Origin of the sequence: Bacillus sp. JJ1127, assembly GCF_036965845.1 — a bacterium.
Taxonomy (GTDB): Bacteria; Bacillota; Bacilli; order Bacillales; family Bacillaceae_G; genus Bacillus_A.
Genome location: NZ_JBALQK010000093.1, coordinates 4,832 through 11,885, shown reverse-complemented (window position 1 = coordinate 11,885; position 7,054 = coordinate 4,832). Strand labels below are relative to the sequence as shown.

The 7,054-nt window shown below is 37.4% G+C and carries 5 protein-coding genes; all 5 read right to left on the bottom strand.

Annotation, left to right across the window (positions count from 1 at the left end):
- Positions 1–139: 139 nt before the first annotated feature.
- A complete protein-coding gene (locus V7183_RS10565) occupies positions 140–1,357 on the bottom strand; it encodes an acyl-CoA dehydrogenase family protein (protein ID WP_335359460.1) in 1,218 nt (405 codons plus the stop codon).
- 13 nt (positions 1,358–1,370) lie between these two features.
- A complete protein-coding gene (locus V7183_RS10560) occupies positions 1,371–2,558 on the bottom strand; it encodes a CaiB/BaiF CoA transferase family protein (RefSeq protein ID WP_335359459.1) in 1,188 nt (395 codons plus the stop codon).
- 100 nt (positions 2,559–2,658) lie between these two features.
- Positions 2,659–4,041: a putrescine aminotransferase gene (locus V7183_RS10555; RefSeq protein ID WP_097895375.1), complete on the bottom strand. Its 1,383-nt coding sequence runs from the start codon at positions 4,039–4,041 to the stop codon at positions 2,659–2,661.
- On the bottom strand, positions 4,042–5,535 hold the full coding sequence (locus V7183_RS10550) for an aldehyde dehydrogenase family protein (protein ID WP_335359458.1): 1,494 nt from the start codon (positions 5,533–5,535) through the stop codon (positions 4,042–4,044). It lies immediately after the preceding gene.
- 213 nt (positions 5,536–5,748) lie between these two features.
- A partial coding sequence (locus V7183_RS10545) for a sigma-54 interaction domain-containing protein (protein ID WP_335359457.1) occupies positions 5,749–7,054 on the bottom strand: 1,306 nt, incomplete at its 5' end.

The window sequence follows — 7,054 nt, the reverse complement described above, 5'->3', positions numbered from 1 at the left end:
GTACACTAAGACAAAAAGGGTGTAAATACTTTTTTCATTTAAAATATAATAAAAAGGCAGTGCATATTCGCACTGCCTTTCCTCTTATTTTATCCCGCTATTCGCGGGCAGTAGGCCGTCCACTAAGGGAAGTTCCACTTTATTTTGTTACCAATTCTGCCTCATTTTCTTCAAAAGGCCACTTCGGTAACATGTTACGAAGCTCCTTATCAGAACGATATCCAAGTGCGTATTCCGCTTGCATAATCGTATGAATTTCACGTGTTCCTTCGTAAATAACTGGAGCTTTTGCATTTCGTAAATACCGTTCTACTGGGAATTCATTCGAATATCCATAGGCACCGTGCACCTGCACTGCATCATTTGCCGCTTCAAATGCAGCATCACAAGCAATCCATTTTGCTAAAGATGTTTCCTGTGTGTTACGTTTCCCTTCATTTTTTAACCATCCTGCTTTATAGACCAATAAACGTGATATTTCAAGATTCGCAGACATCTTCGCAATCATTTGCTGCACAAGCTGATGTTTTCCAATTTCTTTTCCAAATGTTTTACGCTCTTCACAATACTTTACACTCGCTTCTAAACTTGCTTGAATGAGCCCACACGCTCCTGCCGCTACCGTAAAACGGCCATTGTCTAATGATGCCATTGCAATTTTAAATCCTTCTCCCTCTTCTCCAAGAAGATTTTCCACCGGCACTTTCACATCATCTAGAAATACTTCTCCTGTATTGCCCGCTCTAATGCCAAGCTTTCCTTTTATCGCTTTTGTTGATACCCCAGGAAATGTTCGTTCTACGATAAAACAAGAAATACCGCGGTGCTTTAATTCTGAGTTTGTTTTTGCAAATATTAAGAAGTGGTCTGCAACATCACATAAAGAAATCCATGTTTTGGATCCATTTAATACGTAGTGATCGCCTTGTTTTACGGCTGTTGTTTGCATAGCAACAACATCTGATCCTGCATTTGGTTCAGTTAAACCGAACGCCCCAATTTTTTCACCTTTCGCTTGTGGAACCAGGTACTTTTGTTTTTGTTCTTCTGTTCCCCATTGGAGAAGTGTCATGCTATTTAATCCCGTATGTACAGATACAGCTGTACGGAAAACTGTGTCACCACGTTCTAATTCTTCACAAACAATAGCAAGCGTATTATAATCCATACCAACACCGCCATATTGCTCTGGAATACAAACGCCCATAAACTGTAACTCAGCTAAACGCTTCAAGACCTTTTCTTCAAAATGTCCTTTTTCATCCCATTCTTTAATATATGGAATAATTTCATTATCTACAAATGATCTCACTACTTTTCTGACACTTTGTTGTTCTTCTGTTAAATTAAAATTCATTTTTACTTCCTCCTTATATCCATTGGTTTTTTTTCATTTCCGTAATGCTTTCCTGCGAATATCCTAGTTTTTTCAAAATCTGTTCTGTATGTTCCCCGTGGAGTGGCGGATGTTTCTGCATCCGCACTGGTGTCTTTGCAAGTTTTAATGGTGAACCTACAAGTGTAAGATTTTCAATGGTTGGATGTTCCATATGAATTGTCATATCTCTCGAAACTGCCTGCTCTGTTTCTAGCGCTTCCTTCACATTGAGAATTGGTCCATTTGGAATCCCTGCTTCATCCAAAAGTTGTTTCCAGTCCTCTTTCTTTTTCTTTTTCATTTCTTTTGCAATCATGTCTACAAGTTCTTCCCTATGCAAAAGACGATTTGCATTTGTTTTATAGCGATCTAAACGAGATAAATCTTGTCTACCAAGTAACAAACAAAACTTATGAAACTGTTCATCATTTCCAACTGCAACCACAAGATCTCCATCCTCCGCCTGAAATACTTGATACGGAACAATATTCGGATGCTGGTTTCCAAGTCTCTTTGGCAATTCTCCTGTACACAAATAATTGCTTGCTACATTTACTAATGCCGCTAATTGTGAATCAAATAAAGAAATATCAATTTCTTGCCCTTCTCCTGTTCTATTTCGGTGCTGTAAGGCGGCTAAAATCCCGATACACGTAAAAAGGCCTGTGAGCACATCTGCAATCGCAACTCCCACTTTTGCAGGCTCTTCATCCTTTCCTCCTGTTATACTCATAAGCCCACTCATCGCTTGAATCATATAATCATAACCAGGAAGATGTGAAGCAGGTCCCTTTTGACCAAAGCCACTAATAGAAGCTAAAATAATGTCTTCCTTCACCTCTTGTAACACTTCATAACCAAGTCCCATTCTCTCAAGTGTTCCAGGCTTAAAATTTTGTACAACGATATCAGCATGAGAAACAAGTTTTTTCAAAACATCCTTTCCCATTTCTGACTTTAAATTTAATGTAAGCGACTCTTTATTACGATTTGCACAAAGAAAATAAGCGCTTTCTCCCCCTACGAAAGGTGGTCCCCATCCTCTTGTATCATCGCCATTTCCCGTATTCTCAATTTTTATTACTTCGGCTCCTAAATCACCGAGAATCATCGTACAAAAAGGACCGGCAAGAACCCGAGATAAATCAATAATTTTGATTCCGTGTAATGCTCCCTCCAACCCCTTCTCCTCCTATAGTAAAAACCAGTAAAACCAATTAGAGCGAACATAAACATGGTAGTTTTACTGGTTTGTTTTTACACGTTATTGTATGGAATGATTATTGTACTTTTACTTGTGCTAACACTGATTTGAAAGTATTGATTACCGTATCTACTTCTTCATAACTAATTGTAAGAGACGGTTCAATACGAATTGTTTTTGAATTAATTAACGTTCCTGCAACAAGGATGCCTTGATCAAACATTGCTTTCGATACTTCATAACCAATTTCATCTTTATGGAATTCAATACCAATCATTAAACCTTGGCCACGAATTTCAAATACTTTGTCTTCATGTCCTTCTGCTGCTTTTTTCAATCCGTTTAAGAAATACTCCCCAACTTCTGCAGCTCGTTCTGGTAATTTGTCTTCCAATAATACTTGGATTGTTGCAATTGCAGCAGCACATGCAAGTGGATTTCCACCAAACGTTGTTGTATGCATGAATGGGTTCTCAAACCAACTTTGGAATACTTTTTCTTTGGCAACAATTGCACCTGCTGGCATTACGCCTCCGCCAAATGCCTTCGCAAGACAAATAATATCTGGTACTACATCATATAATTCTGCAGCAAACATTTTCCCTGTACGTCCCATTCCCGTTTGTACTTCATCAAAAATAAGTAGTGATCCAAATTCATCACAAAGTTCTCTTACTTGTTTCAAATAATTTTCTGGAGGTAAAATAATACCGCCTTCCCCTTGAATTGGTTCTAAAATAACAGCTGCAACATCTTCCCCTACTAATGCACATGTTTCAAATGTTTTTCTCATCATCTCAATATCGCCAAATGGAACGTGACGGAAACCTGGAATTAATGGTAAGAATGGTTTACGGAACATTCCTTTTGCTGTTCCAGATAAAGAGCCAAGACTCTTACCGTGGAAGGCACGTGTTGTTGAAATGAAAGTTGTTCGTTCACTATACATTTTTGCTAGTTTTAATGCCGCCTCCACACTTTCTGTCCCACTATTTGTAAAGAAAGCATATTTCAAATCCCCAGGTGTAATATCTGCTAAAATCTTTGCAAGAATCGCACGAAGTGGATCTAGTAAATCCTGACTATGCAATGCTTGACGCTTTAATTGATCCGTTACAGCTTTTACCACTTTTGGATTACGGTGTCCAACATTATAAATTCCGAATCCACCTAAACAATCAATATATTTTTTACCATTGATATCCATAAAGCAAGATCCTTCATCAGACCATTCTACTGCTGCAAATTGCCCATCTTTTGTTACTGTTTTTCTATATGCAAGAAAACCAGGATTGACATGCTCTCTAAATCCATCTACTGTTTCTTTTTGGATCCAGTTAGCCTCTTCTTCAGAGACCTTTTCTTTTTCAATTAATTGCAGTACTTTCGTAATATACTCAGTTACATTTGAATTGTTTACATCCTGCTCATTGAATTTACTTTTTACATTTGTCCCCATCTATTTCACTCCTATAGTCTTTTTATTTGCAAACCAACCAATTGGTTCTACTTCTAGATTTATATTAATCTGCTTAATTTCTTGGAATTCTTCTAGACCAAACGTTCCTAAACTACGACCGATACCACTTTGCTTATATCCACCCCAAGGCGCCTCGTTGTATGTTGGATGATAACTATTAATCCACGTAATCCCTGCGCGAAGCTTGCGGATTACACGCATCGCTTTTGCGCCATCAACTGTAAATACTCCTCCAGCTAAACCGTAATCTGTACCGTTTGCTAGCTCAATTGCTTCCTGTTCATCCTTAAACTTTTGGATAACTACAACAGGACCAAAAATTTCTTCCTGCACAATACGCATATCAGGTTTTACATTGACAAAGACTGTTGGTTCAATAAAGAAACCATCACCTTTTCCATCCGCCAGTATACGATTTCCTCCGCAAGCAACTTCTGCTCCTTCGTCTTTCCCAATCTCAATATAGCGTAATACTTTTTCCATATGCTCTTGACTTACAAGTGGTCCCATCTCTGATTCTGGGTTATCACCAGGTCCAACATTAATTTGCTTCGCACGTTCTACGAAACTAGTAACAAATTTATCGTAAACGCTTTCTTCAACAAGGATTCTTGATCCTGCCGAACACACTTGACCAGTACCTGCATAAATACCGAACAGTGCATAGTCAACAGCTGTTTCAAAATCCGCATCTGCAAAAATAATATTAGGTGATTTTCCGCCTAATTCTAACGAAATCTTTTTCATGTTATCTGCTGCTGTTCTCATAATGTGTTTTCCTGTTTTTGTTCCTCCCGTAAAGGAGATCATATCTACTTTATCACTTGCTGCAATCTCATTTCCTACCGTTGGGCCAGCACCCATCACCATATTCGCAACACCTTTTGGCAGCTCTACTTTCTCAAAGATTTCAAATAACTTTGTTGCAGTGATTGGTGTAACCTCAGACGGTTTAAATACAATCGTATTTCCAGCCGCTAAAGCAGGTGCAATTTTCCATACACTCATTAATAATGGATAATTCCAAGGAACAATTAATCCACAAACACCAACTGGTTCTCTGACTACCATAGCTTGCATTGGATCAGCTACATGATATGTTTGTCCATCTGGTTTTGTAATAAGCCCAGCATAATAACGGAAGCAAGCTGCCGCATCCCCAATGTCACCTTCTGCCTCACGATGTGTTTTTCCATTATCCATCGTTTCAAGACGCGTAAGTTCTTCCTTATTTTTATCAATTTCATCTGCTATTTTAAATAAATAAGATGCTCTTTCAGCAGCGGATGTTTCTGACCAAATTCCGCTATCAAAAGTCGCTCTTGCCACTTCTATCGCTTCTTTTGCATCTTCGATTGTTCCCTCAGGCGCATATGCGATAACCTTGCCATTCGCAGGGTTAATAATAGGTCGTTTCTCTTGATTACTAGACTCTCTCCATTCACCATTTAGATACATTTTTAAATCTAGCATTATATATAATCCCCCTTTGTCGATCGTTCATATATTATATAAGCAATAATTGTGCCAATATTTGAAATACGAAGGAATCATACAAAAACTGACTATTTCTTCAAATAAAACATACGAACTTATGCATTTTTGCATAGATTATTACATTTTGCATAATTACAGTAAAAATAACAAAGAGAAAGGAGTAGTCCATGTAGACTTCCCCTTTCTCTTTTAGAAATATGAAATTGCATCAACTGGTATTTCCTTTTCATTCATGATTTTTTGATATTTACGACTAACCGAAGATTGACTAATTCCAAGTGCTTTTGCGGCCTTCGTCGTTGTTTTATACTGCTTCATCGCAAGTAAGATTAATTGCTCTTCTACAGAATGTAATGCTTCTTGTAATGGTAAGACCCTTGTAATAACTGGCTTTGATTTTTTAAAGTCATAACCAGGGGTTAAAAATTTGCTAACAAATTCGGCTTCAATAACTGGTTCATCTGCTGATACTACTAAACGTTCAATCATATTTTGTAATTCTCGTACATTTCCTGGCCATGAATAAAATTCTAGTAAATTTAGTGCATCAGGAGTTAAATGATAGTTTTTATTATATTTTTCATTTAACTGTTGTAAGAAATGAAATGCGAGTACTGGAACATCTTCCATTCGTTCCCTTAACGGGGGAACGTGCAGTGGAATTACATTTAAGCGATAAAATAAATCTTCACGGAACGTACCAGCTTCCACCATTTTTTCGAGGCTTTTATTTGTGGCCGCAATAATTTGAACGTTTATTTTCGTAGGTACTGTGCTTCCGATTGGAATGACTTCTTGCTCTTGTAACACCCGAAGTAATTTCACTTGCAAATGTAAAGGCATTTCTCCAATCTCATCCAAAAATAAAATCCCTTGATCCGCTCGCTTAAAATATCCTTCTTTTCCATTTTTATCAGCACCGGTAAAAGCACCTTTCGTATATCCGAACAGTTCGCTTTCCAATAATGATTCTGGAATTGCACCGCAATTTAATTTTAAAAATGGCTTTGAAGATCGATTTCCCAGTTGATGAATGGCTTGGGCAATCACTTCTTTTCCAACACCCGATTCTCCAGAAATAAGAACATTAGAAGAAAAATCAGCTATTTTTTTAGCTTGATTAATAATTTGTTCCATTTTCGGACTACAATAAATAAGCTTCTTAAGAAAACGATCTTTATTTTTAAAGTTGTCCAATTCCTTCTTATATTGTTCAGATATCTTTTTCATCTCATGCAATTCCGTCTTTAATCTCGTTGCCTCTGTAATATCCCTTGATGCAATAATAATGCGATGCAGTTCTCCAGTTTCATTAAACACAGGATTTCCAACCGCTAATATTTTTCGACCACTTTTTGTTTCTTGTACAATCGATACCTTTTTCTTTTGTTCTAGTACCAAACGAGTAACAGATGGACTAAATAAACCTTTTCGCTCTAAATCTAAAAGGTTTTTTCCTAAAAGATCCTTTAAATCTCCTCCCCAAAAATCATTG